Origin of the sequence: Rhizobium leucaenae USDA 9039, from assembly GCF_000426285.1 — a bacterium.
Classification (GTDB): Bacteria; Pseudomonadota; Alphaproteobacteria; order Rhizobiales; family Rhizobiaceae; genus Rhizobium; species Rhizobium leucaenae.
In genome coordinates, this window is the sequence record NZ_AUFB01000008.1 from 181,776 (window position 1) to 201,865 (window position 20,090).

Sequence of the window (20,090 nt, forward strand, 5' to 3'; positions counted from 1 at the left end):
GTCATGCTTTGAAACAACTCGCAATCAGGCGAGTTGTGGCTGTGGATGAACCACTCTGAAGTGCAAGATAAAATTAGTATTATAAATCTATCTTGACCGAACTCGTTGGGGAGTTCGTCGTGATGGATGCGCAAACATGGGTCACCAGGCAGCGGGATGGCCTTCTCGATATTGCACTGGACAATATGCCCCATGGGCTTTGCATGTTTTCTGCCGATAAGAAACTGATTTTGTGCAATTTTTCTTACGCACAGATGTACGATTTGCCCGAAGATCTGACGCTTGCAGGGACGCCGCTTCCAGCCATACTCGACTATCGGGCCGGCGTCGGTAACGGACCACTTCATGCAGCCACATATTTCGACGTGGTTGGACTGGCGGCCCAGAAGGGCGGCAGGGCTAGTCAGGACATTACACTTCAGGACGGGCGGGTGGTGCGCATCACCCATAGTTCCATGGAGGACGGCCGTTATGTTGCCACCCACGAAGATATTACCGAGAGCGTCAGAAACGCCGAAGCCCTCTTCAAAAATAAGGAAACGCTTGAAGCGACGGTGGCTTTGAGAACGCAGGAAGTCGAAGAACAGACGCGTGAACTGGAACGGCTTCTGCTGCAGGAGCGAAATATCAATGAGTTGCAGCGCCAATTCGTCGCGCTGGCGTCGCACGAATTTCGCACGCCTTTGGCCATTATCGATGGGGCGGCTCAACGCCTGTTGCGCGCAAAAGGCGAGGTCTCGCTTCAGTTCGTTCGAGACAAGGCGGAGCAAATACGGTCGTCCGTGCTGAGGATCGTCGATTTGATGGAAAGCATCCTAGCGGCAAGTCGCATGGACAACGGCACCATTCAAATCCGGCATGAGCGATTTCCGCTAAGAGCGATGATTGAGTCCTGCTGTCATCGTCAGTCGACGATCACCAAGTCACACCGCATCATAAGCGATATCGATTCCTTGCCTGAATATATTGAGGCCGACAAATTTGCTCTTGAGCAGGTTTTCTCGAATCTGCTGTCGAATGCCGCCAAGTATGCTCCCCATCAACCGGACATCTACGTTTCCGGATGGCAAGAGGGCGAGGCGGTCAAAATTGTCGTGCGAGACAATGGTGTCGGTATCGACGCCGAGGATGTGCCCAAGATCTTTCAGCGATATTTTCGCGCACGGACGTCCACGGGGATTCCCGGCACAGGCCTTGGTCTATATCTGGTCAAGCAGATCGTAGACTTGCACGGCGGGTCGATCGAGATCGACAGCAAAAAAGGGAAAGGCACTTCCCTGATCATCACACTTCCGATTTCGAAGAATGCCTCTCCGATATCTGTGGACCGCACCAACGTTGCGCAATCATCACAAGGGTAAGCTAATAATGACGACTGTTCTATGCATTGATGACGAGGCAGAAATCAGGGGCCTGATCGTCGAAGAATTGGCGGAGGCAGGCTTTACGACGCTCGAAGCATCGAATGGCCGTGAGGGCTTGGAACTCCTGATATCGAAATGGCCGGATATCGTCATTTGTGACATCACCATGCCGGAAATGGATGGTCATCAATTGCTGGCGGAAATTCAGATCAACTATCCCGAACTTGCCAATGTCCCTTTCATCTTCCTAACCGCGATGACCGATAAGCAGAATGTGGTCATGGGCTTGCGAGCAGGTGCGGCCGATTATCTGACCAAACCCATCGATTTTGAGATTTTGCTGGCAAAAATCGAAGGTTGTGTCGCGCGCATTCAAAGTGACATTCGCAACGATCGGGCGTTTTGATCGATTTGCACCTCATGAAGCCGCGTGCTTGTGCCCGCGGCTTGAGGGTTTCTCTACGATGCGTGTTTCAACACGACCTTCCCTCGAGCTCCTTGGGCGACCGCGTTTTGAGCCGCACCGATCTCTTCCAGCAGAAAGGTGTGCGATATGGGGATCACGAGCAATCCCCGCGCGGCTGCATCCAGCACCGCGTCTAGCGTCGCTGCATCGGTTCGATGGTAGAGTTCGTGGATGATCACGCGGTTGTCCGTATTGGCGCCCTCAGGTACGGGAACGATGCTGGCGACTTGGCCACCATTATTTACATGTCCAATGAGGTTTACGGCCACGGGCGCCGCAGCGCTGATCGCGTAGTCAAAGGTGGGGCTTCCCGCTGGTACGGTGATATCCAGCGCTTCTCCTGCTAGCTCGCGGGCCTCGTTCAACCGCTCGGGACGAACGCCGGCGACGGGTTTGGCACCGATCTGCTGGAGATATTGGATGGCGGCGCGGCCAACGGCGCCGAGCCCGCCCGAAATCAATATACGATCCCCCGCCTTGATCTCCAAAGCGTCCACCGTCTGCCGACCGGTAAGGCCGGCCTTTACCAACGCGGCTCCCTGTTCGAAAGACAGGGCGCCCGGCAGCTTGGCAACGGAGGTTGCGGGAACGACGCCGAATTCCGCATGGGCCCCTTTGCCATTCGCTGGGAAGTCGGCAACGACGCTGTCGCCGACCGCCAAGCCGATAACGCCCTCGCCGATGTCCGATATCGTGCCGGCGGCGTCTCCGCCCAGCACCGCCGGCAACGGTAGCGGTATGTATTTGGCCATAAAGCCCTGGCGCAGGATGAGATCGAAGGGATTGACTGCGGAAGCTTCGATCTTGATCAGGACTTCGCCCGATCCCGCCTTCGGTGTCGGAATCTCTCCGATTTCGAATTGATCGATATCACCGTAGGATTTCAGAAGAGCAGCCTTCATTGCTTGTCTCCGGAAGCTTGTTGTTTGATTGGATCGGGAATGAATCGGTTCACACAAAACAGCGCGGCTGTTCGAACCGGTTTGCGACAATTTGGCTGCGGGGCGAGCGGAGCACGTGCCGTCAGACCGCCAGCAGGCGATACGCTCCCGCTTGGTGACGGGAGCGCATTGGCTCTACGCACCTTGGGTAAGCGACACCTGCTTCGTAGAGGGTCTGAGGACGTTGTCGAGCGCCCAATTGCCCGCGCCGGCAAAGGCGATATAGAGGAAGATAAAGCAGAACATGATGGCTGCTTCGCCCATGTTGAGCGCCGGCCAGAAGCCTTGCGGCGCATGCGCCATCCAATAGGCGGCTGCCATCTCGCCCGAGGCGACGAAGGCGGCTATGCGCGTGAACAGACCGGCGGTGATCAACAATCCCGTGACGATCTCGATTGCGCCGGCGACGATCATGATGGCCGGCAATGGATAGGGTACGCCGGGAATTGCTGCCGGGAACTGGAAGAACTTCATGGTCGCGTGTTCGAGGAACAGCAGCGCGGTCACGATTCGCAAAATCGCGAGGACGTGAGGCGCCCATTTGGTGGTGTTCAACATAATACTTCTCCTGAATGGCCGTTGAAATCGTCAAGCGGCTGTGGTGTTGAGGTCGAGTTTTTCCGGAACTTCATCACGGCGCGCCTTTGGTAAAGCTCTTTGGCGCGCGCTCATGTCGGCAGGCGTCGGCGGATTGTTTCGCTATTGCGCTTCTCCCGTAGCCGATTGGGCGGTGGGGGCGTTGCCGAAGCGGAAACTGGATGCCGTGAGCCCGCCGGCGAAATCAGTCTGATGGTAGGTGAGGGCGCCGGGTTCATCCCTTGCGGCTCCGACGGCCACCATCAGCGGGATGAGATGATCCTCGCGCGGATGAGCGGCGCGTGCGGATGGTGCTTGCTCCCATTCGAGCAGCAATTTCGCCCGCTCATAGGGGGAAGAGTGGATCAGCGTCTGCTGGAGCCAGGCATCGAACTGACGGGATGGCTCGTAGCCCTCGTTGCTCCGCATTGCCCTGAGATTGTGATAGCTGAGGCCGCTTCCTATGATCAGCACACCCTCGTCGCGCAACGGCGCCAGCGCGCGCCCGGCTTCAAGGTGCAGTGCCGGATCGTAGCTTGCGTCCAGCGAGAGCTGAACGACAGGAACCTTTTCCTCCGGATAGAGCGGCTTCAGTATGCTGAAGGTGCCGTGGTCAAAACCGCGGGTGGGGTCGAGCTTTGCCTCGATGCCGCGCCCCTGCAGGAGAGACTGCACCCGCTTTGCAAGCTCGGGCGCGCCCGGCGCGCCGTATTTGATGTGATAAAGATATTCCGGAAAGCCGTGATAGTCGTAGACCATTCCCGGCTGGGCGCCTGAGGATATGGCAAAGCCCTGTTCTTCCCAATGCCCCGAGACGACCAGGACTGCCTTGACCGCGCTGGCGAGTTCCGCGCGCATCCCGATCAGCGATTGCTCAAGTTTGTCGAAGTTACGGCGGAACCCATCGGTGATATAGGGCCAGGGACCGCCACCATGACTGACGAAATAGGTCGGAAGACTAAGCTCATTCATACGGCCTGCCCTTGTCGAACGGTGCTGATGCTAAACAGCATGCGGCGTTGATGACGGACCTTGAACTTTTCATTGATGTTGATCAATGTGGCTTACATTGAAGAAACATTTCCTCCTGGTTGATCATCTATGGATACCTTGACGAGTTTGCGCGTCTTTTGCGCGGTGGCAGAATTTAAAAGCTTCACCGTGGCGGCGGACCGCCTTGGCCTATCGCCCGCAATGGCAAGCAAACATGTGATGCATTTGGAGGGTCGGCTGGGAACCCGGTTGCTGAACCGAACCAGCCGGCATGTCAGCATGACCGAAAGCGGCACCCTCTATTTCAACCAGACGAGGCAAATGCTCGACGGGCTGGACGAGGTGGAGGCGGCAGTGAGCAACGTCACCGTCATGCCGCGCGGAACATTGAAGCTCAGCGCGCCGGTGTGGGCGGCAAATTCGCTGATCGCCCGCGCGCTTGCCGAATATCAGCAGCGCTATCCCGACGTGCGCTTCGACATCGATCTCAGCGGCCGGATCGTCAATCTGGTGGACGAAGGCTTCGATCTCGCTTTGCGTGCAACTGCGCCCGAACGGCTCGATCCGAGCCTTGTTGCACGTCCGTTGATGCAGGTCGCCTTTCATCTCGTGGGGTCTCCTGCCTATCTGTCGCGAACGGGACGTCCTGCCGAGCCTGCCGATCTCAACGGCCACGCATTGTTGGCCTATAGCGGCATGAACACGAACGGCAGTTTGGCGCTTGGAGGACCCGGCGGGCCGGAAACGGTGAACTTCCGGCCCGTCATGCAAAGCGAAAACGAGATCATGTTGCATCTGGCTGCGCTCGAAGACATGGGGCTGGTCTTTCTGCCGATATGGATGACGCAAAATGATATTGCCGACGGCCGTCTGGAAATGGTGCTTCCGAATGCCGCGACATTCAATGCCACTCTTCATGCCGTATATCCCAGCAAGAAATACCTTTCAGCCAAGGTTCGCACCTTCATCGACTTTCTCGCCGACCGAAAAAACCTCTGTTCGGTAGCAGCCGGAGAGCAACCTGCCGGGTAGGGGCATCCGATCGACCGCTGACCAAACCCTACTTGGGATCGCCCCGAGGCTGAACTTCAGATGCGGCTTAAGGCCGAGCCTGCTCAGGCGCGCCTGCTTGCCGGTGCGTAGGCCGCCGGTCTCCGCGGAATTTCGAGAGTGATGGCCAAGCCGCCGCCTGCGGGCAGCGATGCGGAGACGCGCCCGCCGTGATGCTCGACCGCCTGCCGCGTGATTGCAAGGCCGAGGCCATATCCCCCTTCCGGCACGGCGTCGTTGCCGCGGGAAAATGGTTGAAAAATGCGTTCCAGCTCATCTCGCCCGACCGCCGGTCCTTGATCCGTCACGCGGATCTTGAGGAGATCGGCCGTCGTTTCACAGGACACCGAGATGCTTGAATGCGGGGCCGTATATTTAATGGCATTGCGAACGACGTTTTCGAGTGCCCGATAGATCAGCTCACCTTCGACTTCGGCGGCGAACATGCCGCCGACGCTGGGCGTGATCGAGACCTCTCTGGCCTGGGCTTCGAATGCTGCGTCGCCCAGGATCTCGTTCAAAAGCTCGATGACGTCAACGGATTGCGTTTTCAGAGGCAGGCTGGAGCCGGCGGTCAGTCTGGCAAGTGTCAGGATTTCTCCTACTAGCATATCGAGCCGTTCGACCTCCCTGTCCATGCGATCCAGCATGACGTCGAGTTTCGCCGGATTCTGCCGGAGGACACCCACGGCGGCCTGAAGGCGGGATAGGGGCGAACGCAGCTCATGGGACACGTCGTGGAACAGCCGCTGCTGCGCATCTTGAAGCTCATGGAGCCGCGCTGCGCTGGAGTCGAAATCATGCGCAAGCGCAGTGACTTCGTCTTTTCGGCCGGCCATCTTGTTCCCGATGCGGACATCGAAACGGCCGTGGGCAAGTGCGCTCAGGCCGTCGCGAAGGTGCACGACGGGACGAATGAGATATCTAGCGAGAGCCGCCGCGGCGACCGTGCTCGCAACAAAGATCGAAAGCCAGGGCACCAGCAGAGCCAGGTTGTCCAGAACATTGAGAAGGAAACTTGCTTCCGGCGCCACCGAGATCCGGTAGCAAATTCCGTCCTTCAGGACGGATCTCGTTTCTGACGTACTCTCACCTGCGCACACACTTGCATCCGCGGCTTTCGAAAGCGTCAGGCCAAGCGGCACCGTATTCTCGCTTGTGCGGACGAATTGCGCGGCGGCGTCCTCGCCATCCGTCGTGAGCACGTTAGCCGTCAGCTTCAGAATGATCGCCCGCTCCTGGTACTCCCGGTCGCGGCCGGGGGGCGGGATCTGAAAGAGGTTGACGATAACGATGATGACCGTGAGCGTCGTTGCAAGCGTCAGCCAGATCGTCGCGAAAAACTTCCAGAATAGCCGGGGCATGATCAATCCACGAGAAGTTGATAGCCCTGGCCGCGCACGGACTGAATCCAGGATTGTCCGTCCTCCCGCAACCCGAGCTTCTGGCGAACGCTGCTGATATGGACGTCTATGCGGCGGTCGAACGGTGTCAGCGGCTTTCCGAAAGCCCGTTTCGAAATATCCTGCTTCGACACGAGCTGGCCAGCGCCGCGGGCGAGGACTTCGAGGAGGCTGAATTCGGTGCCGGTCAGATCCAAAGCCTCGCCGCGCCACTCGGCGGTTCTGCTGCCCGAATGGATGACGAGCTGGCCTGCTCTTAGCGTATCGGTCGACGCGCCGGTTGCAGCTTGGCCGGCCCGTCGCAGGATCGCCCGTAAGCGTGCCGCAAGCTCACCCGGGGAGCAAGGTTTCGGGACATAGTCGTCGGCGCCGAGGTTCAAGCCCGAAATCCGGTCGATGTCATCGCCTCTCGCCGTCAGCATCAGCACGGGGACCTGGCTCAGCTTCCGGATTCGCTGCAGAACCTCAATCCCGTTCATCCGGGGCATCATGATGTCGAGTACGATGATGTCGACCGTATTGCCGGCGGCAGCGGCAATGGCGGCACGGCCATCCGTCTCTGTTACGACCTCATATCCTTCCTCGGTCAGATATTCCTGAAGAAGCGTCGTCAGCTCGACGTCGTCGTCGATGAGAAGAACCTTGTTCATTCACGTTACCTGTCATTCCTATCAGCGATTCATACCGTACAAATGCAGGGGCAGGGCGAAGTTTTACCCAGCTTAACACTAACTTGACGGCACTTAACGTTCGCCCGGCTACTGATCGACGTGGCGGCATCGGTCGCGCGGCGGGAATAGCCTGCGCCCATGCCGGAACTCGCAAGGAATGCATCGTTGAAAAAGCCATTCATGATATTCGCCGCCGCATTCGTCGCGGCTGCGCTTCTTTTCCCGCTCCGCAATGCCGCGGCGGAACAGGCTGCCGCACCCGCGCTCACGGTCTCTCTGACAACGCCGGCGCAACGGGATTGGCCGGAGACCGTTCCCGCGAGCGGCTGGTTGAAGCCCTGGCAGGAAGCAATCATCGCCTCCGAAACGAGCGGCCTGCGCATCACCGAAGTTCTGGTCGATGTCGGCTCGGTGGTCACGAAAGGGCAGACGCTGGCCCGGCTTTCGCAGGACAGCGTACTGGCAGACCTTCGCAAACAGGAGGCGGCTGTTGTCACCGCCAAGGCGAAACTCGCCAAAGCCACGGCCGATGCGGATCGTGCGCGGCAGCTTCGCTCCTCCGGCGCTCTCTCCGCTGAGAAAATCACCGAATATTTCGCCGATGAGCAGACGGCGACGGCAAGCCTGACATCGGAGGAAGCAGCGCTCGACGGCGAAAAGATCAAGCTAGCGCAGACGACCATCACTGCGGTCGACGATGGCCTCATAACCTCGCGTTCGGCCGACCTCGGCGCCGTCGTCTCCACCGGCACCGAGCTGTTCCGCATGGTGCGCCAGCAGCGTGTCGAATGGCAGGCCGAAGTATCGGCGCGTTATCTGCCGCGCATTTCGGAAGGCCTGAGCGTTGCGGTCAACGGACCGGACGGCCACGCCATTGCCGGCAAAGTGCGGCTTGTCGGACCCTCGGTCAGCACCGATACCAGCCGGGCGATCGTCTATGTCGCGCTGCCGGCCGACGTTCGTCCGCGGGTTGGCCTTTATGTTACTGGCAATATCGACCTGCAGACCACACCGGCGCTCACCGTTCCCGAGACGGCAATCGTGTTCCGGGATGGCATCAGCTATGTCTTCACCGCCGGCGAGGACAAGCGGGTGCGACGGGCCCGCGTAGAAACCGGCCGACGCAACAACGGCGAGGTCGAGATCATCTCCGGCATCGACCGGTCGGCGAAGGTCGTGACGTCGGGTGGCGCCTTTCTGTCCGATAATGACCTTGTGAAGATTGCGGAGGCGAACTGATGAACTTCTCCGCCTTCTCGATCCGCAACCCTGTCCCGGCGATCCTGCTGTTTGTCATGCTTGCCGTCGGCGGGCTGTTGGCCTTCAGGCATCTGCCGGTTCAGAATTTTCCCGATATGGACCTGCCGACCGTCACTGTCACCGCCACACTCGACGGCGCAGCGCCGACACAGCTCGAGACTGAGGTCGCCCGCACCATCGAGGATAGCCTCGCAGCTCTCAGCTATCTCGACCACATCACCACGACGATCACCGACGGCACTGTCTCGATCAAGGTTTCCTTCAAGCTGGAGAAGGACAGCGAAACGGCCCTCAACGAGGTTCGCAACGCCGTCGACAGCGTCAAGGCCGATCTGCCCTCGCAGATGGAGTCTCCGAGTGTCACCAAGGTCACGGTGCAGAGCTCCGCGCTCGTCACCTATGCCATCCGCTCGACCGCTCTCAACGAGACCGAACTTTCCTGGTTTGTCGACAATGATCTGACCAAGGCGCTGCTGTCGGTGCAGGGCGTCGGGCAGGTCAATCGCATCGGCGGGGTCGACCGTGAGGTTCATGTCGATCTCGACCCCAAGACCATGGCATCGGTCGGCGTCACCGCGGCCACCGTGTCGTCGCAGCTAAAGGCCGTGCAGGCCGATACGTCCGGCGGCCTTGGCGAAGTCGGCGGCAACCGCCAGACCTTGCGCACGCTGGGCGCCCTGCCATCGGTCGAAGCACTGAAGGGGCTACGGATCCCCCTGGCCAACGGCCAGCAGGCCCGCCTTGACGACATCGCCTCGGTCAAGGACAGCTTCGCGGATCGTTCCTCGATGGCCTATCTCGACGGCAAGCCGGTGATCGCGGTCGAGATCAAGCGTTCGAACGGCTTTTCGGACAGCGGCGTCGCGTCTGACGTCGGCAAGGCGATCAAGCAATTCGCAGCCGCCCATCCGAATGTGCAGATCGATGAGGCCTACAGCACGATCGGGCCGATTATCGATAATTATGACGGCTCGATGCACATGCTCTTCGAAGGGGCGATCCTGGCGATCGTGGTCGTCTGGCTGTTCCTTCGGGACTGGCGCGCGACGATTCTCTCGGCAGTGGCGCTGCCTCTGTCGGTCATACCGACTTTCCTGGTCATGTATCTCGCCGGCTTCAGCCTGAATATCGTCACGCTGCTTGCGCTGTCGCTGGTGGTCGGCATCCTCGTCGACGACGCCATCGTCGAGATCGAGAACATCGCGCGCCACCTGCAGATGGGCAAACGGCCGATCGATGCGGCGATGGAAGCGGCCAACGAGATCGGGCTTGCCGTCATCGCGACCACCTTCACGCTGGTCGCCGTCTTCCTGCCCACGGCCTTCATGAGCGGCATACCGGGCCTCATCTTCCGCCAGTTCGGCATCACCGCCTCCGTCGCGGTGCTTGCCTCGCTCGTGGTAGCGCGTCTGCTGACGCCTATGATGGCAGCCTATTTCATGAAGGCGCATCCGAAAGAGGAGAAGGATGGGCGCATCATGCGCGCCTATATGACGATCGCCAAGGCGGCTCTGAAGCACCGGAAGACCACGATTGCCGCAACCGCCGTCGTCGTGGCGCTTTCGCTCGCCACCATTCCCTTGCTGAAATCGGGCTTTTTGCCTGCTTCGGACGATGCGCGCACCCAGGTAACGCTCACCATGCAACCCGGCGCCACCATCGAGCAGACGGATGCAATGACCCGCAAGGCTGCGGATATCGTCGGCAAGCTGCGCGACGTCACGCATGTCTTCTCCTCGGTCGGTTCGACCTCCTCCGGCGGCGGGCCGGACAGCAACACGACGAGCGATGTCGGCTCCGCAACGGTCGTCGTCGTGCTGACGCCGATTGATGGGCGCGACCGCAAGCAGTCGGAAATCGAAAACGATATTCGGCAGGTACTTTCCGTCCTCCCCGGAGTGCGTGTGGCGGTCGGTAGCGGTGGCAATGGCACCAAGCTCGATATCACCCTTGCCAGCGATGATGCCAACGCGCTCGACAGCGCCAGCACGGCGCTCGAGGAGCAGCTTCGGACGCTGCAGGGCATCGGCGCGGTGACATCGACGGCGGCGAGGCAAGCGCCAGAAATTCAGATAAGCCCCGACTTCGCCCGCGCCGCGGCACTCGGGGTAACGTCGAATGCCATCGCCAGTGCCGTGCGCGTGGCGACGAATGGAGAATATTCCTCCGATTTGCCGAAGCTCAACCTGCCACAGCGGCAGATCCCGATCGTCGTCCGCTTCTCGCCGGAAACGCGCACCAGTCTAGATGACATCAAGACCATGCGGGTGGCCGGCACCAATGGCAACGTCGATCTCGGATCGATTGCCGATATCCGCATCGGCGGCAGCCCTTCGGAGATCGACCGCATCGACCGGATGCGCAATGTCACGGTCTCGGTCGAACTCAACGGCCGCATTCTGGGCGATGTCAACCGCGAGGCCCAGGCGCTGCCGGCATTGCAGCACCTGCCGCCGGGCGTCACCCTTGTGGAACAGGGCGAATTGCAGCGCAGCTCCGAGCTGTTTCAGAGCTTCGGTCTTGCGATGGCGATCGGCGTGTTTTGCATCTATGCCGTGCTCGTCCTGCTCTTCCATGATTTCCTGCAGCCGCTCACGCTGCTGATGGCCCTGCCGCTCTCGCTCGGCGGCGCGCTGGTGCCACTCGTGCTGACCGGAACCAGTTTCTCGATGGCGGCCGTCATCGGGCTGCTCATGCTGATGGGCGTTGTGACGAAGAACTCCATCCTACTGATCGAATATGCGATCATGTCGCTTCGCCGGGGCATGTCCCGGTTCGATGCACTCGTCGATGCCTGCCACAAGCGGGCGCGGCCGATCGTCATGACCACCATAGCGATGGCCTCCGGCATGCTTCCGGTCGCGCTCAGCCTGACGGGCGGGGATTCCAGCTTCCGGCAGCCGATGGCGATCGTTGTGATCGGCGGCGTTCTGATGTCGACGCTGCTCAGCCTGATCGTCATTCCCGTCATCTTCACCTTCGTCGATGATCTGGAACAGGTGCTCAAGCGGTTTCTGCGGCGGGTGGGGCTCAGCCCTAGTGCCGATGACCAGGCGCCGCAGGCATCCAATGACCGTGAGGCGATCGCTTTCAAGTCTGATCGGAAGCAAGTTCGCGGCCACAGATGATCCCGTTTCGGCAAGTCATTGGTCCGAGCATCGACAATGCCTGCCAATGCTCGTGGCAACCTCTTCGGTCGCGTTCCTCCCCCCGGGAACGAGGCCGCGGGACGTGTACCCCCCGCAGGCGGCGTCCTGCCGCTTGCGCGTCCTGCCGTCCGACGGAGACATCAATGAACTTCCAGGCGATTACGGCCGGGGCTCGCGACCTGCGAGCCAGTCATGAAAGGCCGCAACCTCATACCGGCGCAACGCCTTCGGTGAGGCGGCGACGTAATAGGCCCACTTCACAGGCCAGCGGACTTCCGGAAGGAGATGGACCAGTCTTCCACTATCCAGTTCCTGCGCTACGAGGGCTTTGCGCACAAGGGCGACGCCCCTCGCGGCAACGGCCGCCTGGATCACGGCGGCCGTGGAATTGATCTTCAGCCCGCGGTCGGCCGGCGCCTGATTTGCGCCGGCTTTGGCCAGCCACTCCGCCCATGTGGGAAAGTCGCCGCCCGGATGAGGCGTTCCATCATGAATCAGCGTCTGTTCGGCGATCCAGCCGGACGTTACGTCCTGATCCTGCGGCAGCAGCCGGTTATGGCAAACCGCGATGATCTCCTCGCCCATCAGAAAGGTTGACCTCACGCCTTTCCAGGAGCCGAGGCCGCACCTAATTCCGATATCCGCTTCGCCTTGCGCCAGATCGATCACGCGATCCGAGACGTCGAGGCGGACATCGATGGTCGGGTAGTTCGTCGAAAACTCGTCGAGCCGGGCAAGAAGCCAGTTGGCGACCAAAGCCTGAGACGCCGTCACGACAACGACCGAACGGGCCTTTCGGCCTCTGAGCTTCTTCGGCCCAGCCTCCAGAAGATCAAGTCCTTGAGCGATATCCCCGAGTGCATCCTGCGCCTCGTCTATCGGCGTCAGGCGCTCCGTGCCCGACCGGCTTCGGCGGAACAGAGGATAGCCGACCCAGTCTTCCAGCGAGCGCACGAGCTGGCCGACCGCAGGGGGTGTGACGTCCAGCTCCGTTGCCGCGCCGACGAAACTGCCGTGTCGTGCCGCGGCTTCAAGAGCCTGAAGAGATTTTAGTCTCGCAAGGTTTCTCATGATGTCCGCTTCCGCGCTTCATCGAGCGACAGAGATTTTCTTTCTATCCGGTATGGCTCGTTTGCCTCGTCAAGACAATGCTGAAGGTCGCATATATCGGCCAGCAACAGGAGTGGCACTCATGCTTCATGGAAAAACGGCGCTCGTTACGGGCGGTTCGAGCGGAATTGGTCTGGCGGCGGCCAAGGCGCTGCGTGACAATGGCGCGCGCGTTGCTGTCGCCGGCCGGTCGTCGGAAAAACTTCATCGCGCAATCGCCGAACTCGGCGGTGAGGCTCTTGCGATCCAGGCCGACGTCTCCTCGCTCGACGATCTAAGCCGGATGAGAGGGACGCTGCAGGAGGCGTTCGGATCGCTGGATATCCTGTTCGCCAATGCGGGCATTGCGCTCGCTACGCCGCTCGCGACGGCCGACGAGGAAACGTATCATAGGATCATGGATGCAAATGTGAAAAGTGTCTTCTTTACCGTGCAGGCAGTGCTTCCGCTCATGCGCGACGGCGGCTCCATCGTCCTCAATACCTCCTGGCTGAACCAGGTTGGTATGCCTGGACGTGCGATCCTCTCCGCTTCGAAGGCGGCCGTTCGTTCCTTCGCACGGACAATGTCGGCCGAACTGATCGACCGCAAGATCCGGGTGAACGCCGTCAGTCCCGGCTCGATCGAAACGCCGATCCACCGCGGAAAGAACCAGAGCGAGGAAGAGTTCCGCGCTTATGCCGACCGGGTCGGCGCGCAGGTGCCGATCGGGCGCATGGGCAGGCCGGAGGAAATCGCGTGCGCCGTCCTCTTCCTGGCCAGTGACGCGTCGAGTTACATGCTCGGCACTGAAATCGTTGTCGACGGCGGCAGATCGGAGCTTTGAACATGTTACTCAATGACGACCTCTCAGGGCGCGCTATCGTCCATGCTGCCCGGCTCGAATGGCTGCCAAGCCCCGTGGCAGGCGTGGACCGGCGGATGCTATTTCGGATCGGTGGCGAGAAGGCCCGCGCCACTTCCATCGTGCGCTACGCTGCCGGCAGCCGTTTTTCGCATCACGAGCACCCGGGCGGCGAAGAATTTCTTGTTCTGGACGGCGTATTCCAGGACGAGAGCGGCAACTTCCCGGCCGGCACCTATGTTCGAAATCCCCCAGGAACCGGGCATGCACCCGGAAGCGAGGAGGGGTGTGTGATCCTTGTGAAGCTCTGGCAGTTCAAGCAAAACGATCGCGAAGGGATTGTCCGGCTGCCCGGTGAAGGTGGGGCAGCCGAGCTTCGCAACGGGGTCATATCTTCGAGGATTCTTTTCGAGGGCGCGGGCGAGCATGTGATGCTTGAGGACTGGCAGGCAAACGCCGATATCGAGCTGGCCAATCCGCAGGGGCTCGAGCTATTGGTGATCGACGGCTCCTTGACCGAAGCGGGTGATGCGCTCGAGCGCTGGTCTTGGCTGCGCCTCCCTCCGGGGCAACGATTTCGTGCTCGCGTCGGACAAGACGGTGTGCGGGTCTGGTATCAGTTGGCTCCTCTCCTTCATGATGACGTATGCGTCTTTGACGGTTCCGAAGCGCACAAGGACAAGTGAAATGAAAGCTTGCAGAATAGCCATCGTGGGAGCGGGCCTCGCCGGATTGTATGTAGCACGCGCGCTTCATGCTTCTGGCGCCGACGTGGCAGTTGTAGAAGCCAGAAACCGGCTGGGCGAACGTATTCTGACGGCCGATGAATCCGGCACGCCGACGGATGACGGGTTCGACCTAGGTCCTTCATGGTACTGGCCGCAGATGCAGCCGCCTATGGAGACGCTCGTCGGCGAACTTGGCCTGCAGTCCTTCCCGCAGAACGGCGAGGGAGACGTGGTGTTCGAACGGATGTCTCGGGAAAAGCCACAGCGCTATATGGCCGCAATGCAGGAACAGTCGTCGATGAGGCTCTCCGGCGGTGCTGCGGCGGCGGTGCGCGCCCTGGCTCGGGACATACCGGCCGACAGAATCCTTCTCGATGCAAAGGTGACGGCGATGGCCTTATCCGATGCCGGGATTGAGCTCACGCTGGAAAGAAGCGATGGCCAAGTCGATCGCCTCCGGTCCGAGCAGGTTGTTGCCGCACTCCCGCCGCGGCTGCTGGAAGCGACCGTAACTTTCAGCCCCGAACAAGAGCAGGCGACCGCTGCCCGGTGGCGCAATACTCCGACGTGGATGGCTCCGCATGCGAAGTTTTTCGCCATATATGATGAGCCGTTCTGGCGAGCCGCTGGACTTTCTGGCACCGCTCAGAGCATGGTGGGGCCGCTGATGGAAATCCATGATGCGACGACCGCCTCGGGCAAGGCGGCCCTCTTCGGCTTTCTCGGTGTCGGTGCGGATCAGCGCGCTGCGCTCGGCGAGGAAATGTTGAAACAAGCTTGCATTGCACAGCTTGCCAAGCTTTTCGGCTCCGATGCGCTCAAACCGCGGGCGGTTCTGTTCAAGGACTGGGCAGCCGATCCGCTGACAGCCACTGCCGCAGATCGTGTAAGTGGCGGGCATCCCATGTCGGGGCATTCTCCATGGGTATCCGGCGCGTGGAAAGGCCGCCTATGGCTGGCCGGAAGCGAAATTAGCCCTGCCGAACCCGGTTATCTCGCCGGTGCGGTCATCGCGGCCGGTCGAGCGGTCGCCGACATCCTGTCCAATACGGATCCCCAATGAACTTGATATATCAAGCCCCGGCAGACCCGGGAATCGCAAGGCGCAACTCCTGGGTCTTGACCGTGGCGCAGGCCTTCGGCGGAGCCAATGCTCCGATCGTCATCTCTCTTGGTGGCCTGGTGGGACAGCATCTGTCACCTGATCCGGAGCTTATTACTCTGCCCGTCAGCCTGCTGAGCCTGGGCCTTGCGCTCGGCACGCTGCCTGCGGCCTACGTCATGCGCCATTTCGGCCGACGCACCGGCTATCTGTTGGGCTCGACGATCGGCATGATTTCGGGCCTCATCGCGGCGATGGGGATCGTTCTCTCCAGCTTCCTGATCTTCTGCCTTGGCACCTGCCTCGCCGGCTTCTACTCCTCCTACGTTCAGAGCTATCGGTTCGCTGCGACCGACAACACGACCGGAGCGCAGAGCCAGAAAGCGATCGCGCGAGTCATGATCGGCGGTTTGATCGCCGCAATCATCGGTCCGCAGCTTGTCATCTGGACACGTGATGCACTTCCCGGCACGCCGTTCGCTGGAAGCTTTGTGAGCCAGGCTGTCTTGGCCGCGCTGGCATTCCCGGTCCTTTCGCTCCTTCGCACATCGTCGCCGCACAAGATTCAAGGGCCGCAAGGTGTCGCGGAGCGGCCGCTACTTCAGATTTTGACATCGCCGCGCTATCTCCTCGCCATCGCAACGGGTGTCGTGTCATATGGCCTGATGACGTTCGTCATGACTGCGTCGCCGATCGCAATGGTCGGGCATGGTCACTCTATCGACCAGGCCGCGTTGGGAATTCAATGGCACATCCTTGCTATGTATGCCCCGAGTTTCGTCACCGGACGCCTGATGGTGCGCTTCGGCAAGGAGCGGGTTGCGGCGGTCGGTCTCCTTCTCATCGGTAGCTCGGCCGCGGTCGCGCTCTCCGGCTTCGACATTGCCCATTTTTGGATTGCGCTCGTTCTGCTCGGGATCGGCTGGAACTTCGGCTTCATCGGCGCGACTGCCATGGTGGCCGACTCCCACACGCCTGCGGAGCGCAGCAAGGTTCAGGGCGCAAACGACTTCCTCGTCTTCGGGACGGTCGCCTGCGCGTCGTTCTCGGCCGGTTCGCTTCTCCACAGCTCAGGTTGGGAAACGATCAACTGGATCGTGCTTCCGGCCGTGGCTCTGGTTCTGGTTCCACTGGTCTGGCGTGCGGCTCGCCCGATCCATGGATAGAGGCGAGGTCGAATATTCAGATAAAACGCTTAGAGCTCGCCGCGCTTCGCCAGCAGACGAATGCGGTCTGCCGTGCGGCAGGCAATGGCCTGGATTGTAAGGGAAGGATTGACGCCGCCCACTGTTGGAAAGACCGAACCATCGCAAATCCAAAGATTGTCGATGTCCCAGCAGCGGCAATCGGCGTCAACGACACTGGCCCGAGGATCGTCTCCCATGCGTGCGGTGCCATGCAGATGGCAGGTGTCGTCGAGTTCCTCCCAAATGTCGTGCGCGTCGGCTGCATACAAGGCTGCGCCCATGAAATTCAGCGCATGGCGGATCAATCGCTTGTCGTTATCGCAATAGGAATAGGTTACGCGCGGGATCGGCAGGCCATATTGGTCCCGTGCGTCGGTCAACGTGACCTGATTCCTCTCTTGCGGAAGGCATTCGCCCACTATCTTCAGGCCGACCTGATGGTTGTATTTCTCCATTTCGTCGGTCAGCGCCTGACCCCAGAGCCCTCTCTTTGCCGCGAGGGTGTTCGCCCAGACGATCGGAAGCGGTCCCTGGCTCATGTAACAGTAGCCGCCGAAGAAGTCCTTTCCTTCATCCGTGTAGTTCCAGTGTTCGGTTATGGCGAGCGACGGCGGGCCCTTATACGAGCGGATTTCCTGTTCTTTCGTGCCCCATACGGCCTGATTGGACTGGACCATCAAGTTCTTTCCCACCAGGCCGGAGCTGTTTGCCAGCCCATGGGGGTATTTCGAGCTCTTGGAGTTCAACAACAGGCGCGGGGTTTCGATGGCGTAACCTGCAACGACCACATTGCGAGCCTTTTGAAAGCGCCAGTTTCCGTTGCGGTGATAATGCACGCCTGTTACCCGGCCTTCCTGGTCGTGTTCGATCCTTCCGACCATCGCAAGATCGCGGATCTCCGCTCCGGCCGTAAGTGCTCTTGGAATCCAGGTGACGAGAGCACTGCGCTTGGCATTGGTCGAACAACCGATCACACACATTCCGCGATAGACGCAGGGAGGCGCAGGTCCCCGCGGGGCAGACAAGGTAGCTATTGGAGTGGGCGTCCATTTGATGCCCATGGCGTCAGCGCCTTGAGCCAGGACGAGAGCGGCAGCATTCAATTCATGGGGTCGGTAGGGATAGCGTGGCCGGCTCGGCCCCCAGGGATAATGAACGGGGCCGGATATGCCGAGCGCCAGCTCAACTTCGCGGTAGTAGGACCACATTTCCCGCCAGTCGAGCGGCCAATCGGCTCCGTAGCCGAGCAGCGTTTTCGACTTGAACCATTCGGGACGAAAGCGCAGCGAGACCATCGCGAAGTGCACCGTCGATCCGCCGACTGATTTGCCGGAATTGTTGGCGCCGAGTTGCAGCGGATTTTCGCCATCGACCAGCCGTTCGTCCATCCAATACAGCTTGGACTGGTGGGTCTCGTCGGACGCGAAATCCTCAAGCGGCCGAAAGTAGGGACCGGCGTCGAACCCAATGACGGAGAAACCATATTCCGCCAGCTTACATGCCAAGGTGCCCCCGCCAGCGCCCGTGCCGACTATGGCGAAATCGACGGGCTCGTCATCGCTATATTCGCGCATCGGCACCCACCCGCCGTGCCGGAAGACGTCCGGTGCCCGGCCTCCGATCGCCCGCGGCGTTTGCATCGGGTCATCGTATTCGGGCATTTTCGCGCCTTGCCTGAAGTTCCTGTCCGGGCTTTGCTTCCGAAGCCTCCCAAGGATCATGGCGGTCAAAGCCAAGCCGCACATATCCTCGTGGACTGGCCGGCCCCCCGAAACCGATCTCATTCCAGGCCGCCGGAAACGCGTAATAGGCCGAAACGATGTCGTGCAATAGGCGCTTGGAAAAGAAGGCATCAGCGGGAACGCCTGACCAAAGCGGCGACCGGACGAATCCGTGGGATATATTGCTCAGCAAGGCATCTTTTTCAGGATCGGAGATATCCGCAAATGGCTGCGTCGAGAGACGTTTTGCTTCATCTTCGATCGCCGCCAGTCCCTGCTTCCAGGCAATTGCCAGCGGCGGCAGCTTGGTGTCCCTGTATCCTTCGGAGGCTCCTTCGGTAAGCTTGCTGTCGATCATGGCGGCAATCGGCACGGGAATTTCGCGACGGGCATTCTGAGGAATGATGCGGTCGCAGATGGCGGCCAAGGTTCTCCACTCGATCGCGTTGAGATGCTTGGGCGTGGCCGGATCGATGGCCATTCGCTCTTCGACGACCGCGCGTGTCTTGTCGTTCCAGGACACACCGTCTCGCTTGCGCATCACGTCATATCCGGGGTAGCGATCCTTCACGATTCCTCTCCATGTCCAGTAGTGACAGGGCGGCAAGCCCGGCAATGGCAAGTCCGGTGAAGCTCGGAGGCGCAGGGATCGGCGGCCCATTCAAAATATTCTGGGACCAGTTGCGCCATCCGCCCATGTTGCGGGAAACGCCGTAGACGTGGAATCCGGCTCCAGCCAAACCCAGTGCCGCAGTGATCTTCAGAGCGATGCGCGCCAAATGCGATGCGCTCCGGCCCGTCGCAAAAAGACAGCGGCTGAGCAGGATTGCCGCTGTGGGCGGGATGGTGACAGGCAGATACATTGCCCGGTTTTGGAACGCGCCTCGAAAGTGCAACAGTGCAGCTTCGCAAACGGTCCCGAGCAGTCCAATGAAAGCGGCGGCGGTCAATATTTTACCTGCGGGCAAACCAATGATCCTTGGCAATTTGCCCGAGGGTGTGTCGCGGACCTTTTCGGCAGCCCTGCCGAAGCCGCCGGACAATAGAAGCGCTGCGGGGGCTCCGATAGGAGCCGAATAGAAAAGGTTGAGCCATGACAGGCCGCCGGGACGTTTGAGAATATTATAGGCGTGAAAGCCGAGACCGGCTAAGCCGGTGACACCAGCCACTCCATAGATTATGCCACGCGCGCGGTGGCGCTTCGGTTGGCGGTCGGCAATGCCGGCTATGCTGGCAAGGAGCGCCAGGGAAGAAACAGCAAGAGGCGCATACATAACCTTATTTTGAAAGCTGCCGCGATAGTGCTCCACGGCACTGTCCGTCAACACCGCCAATGCCAAAATTGCGGCCGCACCGTTGAGCTGTCGACCCGCAACGAGTGCAAGATCTTTGCTACGAGCCGGTGCCTTCCGCACGTGTTGCAATGCTCTCGGCCGCGCCACAGCTTCCGCAAGGCCGGCCAGCACCGGCGGGAATTCGGCGGGCCGACTTGGCGCATCCAAAGATTGAACGAGTTGTCTCATCG

General features: G+C 60.4%; 18 protein-coding genes. 9 read left to right on the forward strand and 9 right to left on the reverse strand.

The genetic code is table 11. The features are described 5' to 3' along the window. The first annotated feature begins 122 nt into the window (after nt 1-122). Both K290_RS34350 and K290_RS0114780 read left to right on the forward strand, forming a co-directional pair. Complete coding sequence (locus K290_RS34350; RefSeq protein ID WP_051264090.1) at nt 123-1,361, forward strand: sensor histidine kinase; 1,239 nt, start codon at nt 123-125, stop codon at nt 1,359-1,361. A gap of 7 nt (nt 1,362-1,368) precedes the next feature. Further along, on the forward strand, nt 1,369-1,770 hold the full coding sequence (locus K290_RS0114780; RefSeq protein WP_028752634.1) for a response regulator: 402 nt from the start codon (nt 1,369-1,371) through the stop codon (nt 1,768-1,770). Nucleotides 1,771-1,823: 53 nt separating this feature from the next. On the opposite strand, the gene K290_RS0114785 is transcribed toward K290_RS0114780, so the two are convergent. The 3 genes from K290_RS0114785 to K290_RS0114795 form a co-directional block, all read right to left on the reverse strand. After that, on the reverse strand, nt 1,824-2,732 hold the full coding sequence (locus tag K290_RS0114785; RefSeq protein WP_028752635.1) for an NADP-dependent oxidoreductase: 909 nt from the start codon (nt 2,730-2,732) through the stop codon (nt 1,824-1,826). Between the two features lie 174 nt (nt 2,733-2,906). Then, complete coding sequence (locus K290_RS0114790; protein WP_028752636.1) at nt 2,907-3,329, reverse strand: DoxX family protein; 423 nt, start codon at nt 3,327-3,329, stop codon at nt 2,907-2,909. A 141-nt stretch (nt 3,330-3,470) separates the two neighbouring features. After that, nucleotides 3,471-4,319, reverse strand: coding sequence for a DODA-type extradiol aromatic ring-opening family dioxygenase (locus tag K290_RS0114795; protein ID WP_028752637.1), 849 nt, complete (start codon nt 4,317-4,319; stop codon nt 3,471-3,473). Nucleotides 4,320-4,448: 129 nt separating this feature from the next. Here K290_RS0114795 and K290_RS0114805 point away from each other — a divergent pair, with 129 nt between their 5' ends. Then, the gene (locus K290_RS0114805) at nt 4,449-5,372 is read left to right on the forward strand and encodes a LysR family transcriptional regulator (protein WP_028752638.1); all 924 of its coding nucleotides are present in this window, start codon (nt 4,449-4,451) and stop codon (nt 5,370-5,372) included. Between the two features lie 83 nt (nt 5,373-5,455). Here the strand turns inward: K290_RS0114805 and K290_RS0114810 are convergent, their stop codons facing one another. Further along, a complete protein-coding gene (locus tag K290_RS0114810; protein ID WP_028752639.1) occupies nt 5,456-6,754 on the reverse strand; it encodes a HAMP domain-containing sensor histidine kinase in 1,299 nt (432 codons plus the stop codon). A 2-nt stretch (nt 6,755-6,756) separates the two neighbouring features. Continuing rightward, entirely contained in the window at nt 6,757-7,443 is a 687-nt protein-coding gene (locus K290_RS0114815) for a response regulator (protein WP_028752640.1), read from the reverse strand. Between the two features lie 159 nt (nt 7,444-7,602). On the opposite strand from K290_RS0114815, the gene K290_RS0114820 reads away from it, so the two are divergent. Together K290_RS0114820 and K290_RS0114825 are read left to right on the forward strand one after the other, a co-directional pair. Beyond that, nucleotides 7,603-8,703, forward strand: a complete 1,101-nt coding sequence (locus K290_RS0114820) for an efflux RND transporter periplasmic adaptor subunit (protein ID WP_172831007.1) — start codon at nt 7,603-7,605, stop codon at nt 8,701-8,703. Further along, nucleotides 8,703-11,852 carry an efflux RND transporter permease subunit gene (locus K290_RS0114825; protein ID WP_028752642.1) on the forward strand — a complete coding sequence of 1,050 codons (3,150 nt, stop codon included), beginning with the start codon at nt 8,703-8,705 and terminating at the stop codon, nt 11,850-11,852. Before K290_RS0114820 ends, K290_RS0114825 begins: the two co-directional genes overlap by 1 nt. Before the next feature lie 180 nt (nt 11,853-12,032). On the opposite strand, the gene K290_RS0114830 is transcribed toward K290_RS0114825, so the two are convergent. Next, complete coding sequence (locus K290_RS0114830) at nt 12,033-12,944, reverse strand: LysR substrate-binding domain-containing protein (RefSeq protein WP_028752643.1); 912 nt, start codon at nt 12,942-12,944, stop codon at nt 12,033-12,035. Nucleotides 12,945-13,065: 121 nt separating this feature from the next. Here K290_RS0114830 and K290_RS0114835 point away from each other — a divergent pair, with 121 nt between their 5' ends. Genes K290_RS0114835 through K290_RS0114850 form a run of 4 tightly spaced genes read left to right on the forward strand, consistent with a single transcriptional unit; the run spans nt 13,066 to nt 16,823 of the window. Next, entirely contained in the window at nt 13,066-13,809 is a 744-nt protein-coding gene (locus tag K290_RS0114835; RefSeq protein ID WP_028752644.1) for a glucose 1-dehydrogenase, read from the forward strand. A 2-nt stretch (nt 13,810-13,811) separates the two neighbouring features. Then, a complete protein-coding gene (locus tag K290_RS0114840) occupies nt 13,812-14,513 on the forward strand; it encodes a cupin domain-containing protein (RefSeq protein ID WP_028752645.1) in 702 nt (233 codons plus the stop codon). A gap of 1 nt (nt 14,514) precedes the next feature. Next, nucleotides 14,515-15,618, forward strand: coding sequence for a flavin monoamine oxidase family protein (locus K290_RS0114845; protein WP_028752646.1), 1,104 nt, complete (start codon nt 14,515-14,517; stop codon nt 15,616-15,618). Next, complete coding sequence (locus K290_RS0114850) at nt 15,615-16,823, forward strand: MFS transporter (protein WP_028752647.1); 1,209 nt, start codon at nt 15,615-15,617, stop codon at nt 16,821-16,823. Before K290_RS0114845 ends, K290_RS0114850 begins: the two co-directional genes overlap by 4 nt. 29 nt (nt 16,824-16,852) lie before the next feature. Here the strand turns inward: K290_RS0114850 and K290_RS0114855 are convergent, their stop codons facing one another. Genes K290_RS0114855 through K290_RS34355 form a run of 3 tightly spaced genes read right to left on the reverse strand, consistent with a single transcriptional unit; the run spans nt 16,853 to nt 20,088 of the window. Then, nucleotides 16,853-18,505, reverse strand: coding sequence for a GMC family oxidoreductase (locus K290_RS0114855; protein ID WP_028752648.1), 1,653 nt, complete (start codon nt 18,503-18,505; stop codon nt 16,853-16,855). Beyond that, nucleotides 18,489-19,136 (reverse strand): gluconate 2-dehydrogenase subunit 3 family protein, encoded by a 648-nt coding sequence (locus K290_RS0114860; RefSeq protein ID WP_028752649.1) that lies wholly within the window; start codon nt 19,134-19,136, stop codon nt 18,489-18,491. Before K290_RS0114860 ends, K290_RS0114855 begins: the two co-directional genes overlap by 17 nt. Further along, entirely contained in the window at nt 19,111-20,088 is a 978-nt protein-coding gene (locus K290_RS34355; protein WP_202595629.1) for a hypothetical protein, read from the reverse strand. The genes K290_RS0114860 and K290_RS34355 overlap by 26 nt, the downstream gene beginning before the upstream one ends. Nucleotides 20,089-20,090 lie beyond the last annotated feature (2 nt).